Origin of the sequence: Methylobacterium platani, assembly GCF_001653715.1 — a bacterium.
In the GTDB taxonomy this organism is placed as follows: Bacteria; Pseudomonadota; Alphaproteobacteria; order Rhizobiales; family Beijerinckiaceae; genus Methylobacterium; species Methylobacterium platani.
Genome location: NZ_LWHQ01000100.1, coordinates 1 through 1,133, shown reverse-complemented (window position 1 = coordinate 1,133; position 1,133 = coordinate 1). Strand labels below are relative to the sequence as shown.

Annotated in this window: 2 protein-coding genes; both read right to left on the bottom strand. The window is 62.2% G+C overall.

What is annotated here, in order from left to right; translation table 11 throughout:
- On the bottom strand, nt 1-277 hold a 277-nt coding region (locus tag A5481_RS31210; RefSeq protein WP_483428643.1), incomplete at its 3' end, for a flagellin N-terminal helical domain-containing protein.
- 349 nt (nt 278-626) lie between these two features.
- On the bottom strand, nt 627-1,133 hold a 507-nt coding region (locus tag A5481_RS31205), incomplete at its 5' end, for a flagellin (RefSeq protein ID WP_048437720.1).

The following is a 1,133-nucleotide window of genomic DNA, read 5'->3' as shown; positions in this document are numbered from 1 at the left end:
TGAGCTGGTCGGTCAGGCCCTGCAGCTTGGTGATGCCGGTATTGGCCGCCTGGATTGTCTGGACGCCGTTCGAGACCGCGTCGAGCAGGTTGGTGAGCGACGAGGAGCGCGAGGACAGGCCCTGGGCGGTGAAGAAGTTGCTCGGGTTGTCGAGGGCGCTGTTGACCTTCTTGCCCGAGGCGAGGCGGCTCTGGGTGGTCGAGAGCAGGTCGGCGGTGTCCTGGAGCGTCAGGAGGTTCTGGCGCGTGGCAGCCGAAAGCGTGATGCCGGAAGACATTGGGGCGATCCTATTGATCTGCAGACCTTCGTGTTTCGAAGGCGAGTTCATCTTCGGGCCTGCAGCCTTGCCCAGTCCTTACTGCGATGTTCGAATGCTCCGTCATCTACGGGATTTGGGCGACATGATCTACAAATCATTAAAGTCGTGCGGTGGGTCCTAGGAGATCCGGAACGCGCCTCGTGAGAAAGTTCTCGCGCCAGTGCGATGTGTGGCCATAGGCGGAAACCAGATCGCTTCGCGACCTTTCAGAAAGGGTGTGCCGTAGACTCTGCCATTCTCCGTTCCAAAAAGAAGAGCGGCCGGGGCGAGGGCCCCGGCCGCTTCGACGCGCCGATTGCGTGCGACGTCAGCCGCGCAGGAGCTGCAAGATGCCCTGCTGCGCCTGGTTGGCGAGCGAGAGCGCCGAGATGCCGAGCGAGTTGCGGGTCGACAGAGCCTGCGAGTTCGCCGCCTCCTCGTTCAGGTCGGCATTGGTCAGGTTCGCCGCGCCCGTGTCGAGCACGTTGATCATCTGCTTGGTGAAGTCCTGGCGGTTCTGCACCACCGCCAGGTTCGCGCCCAGCGACGACGCCTGGCCTTGGAGCGAGTTCGACGCGCTGGTGATCGTCGACATGACGCTGTTGATCGAGTTCGAGTCCTGGAAGTCGACCTGGCCAATGGCCGACAAACCAAGCGACGAGGAGGTGACCGAAGAGCCCTGAACCTTCAGGAACGAAGTCCCCTTCTCGTTGAAGCTGATGTTCAGGGTATCGCCGGCGAGCAGGTTCGTGCCGTTGAACCCGGAATCGGCGGCCATCTGGTCGATCTGGGTCAGCAGGCTGTTGTAGGTCGTGACGAGGCCGTTGCGGGTGTT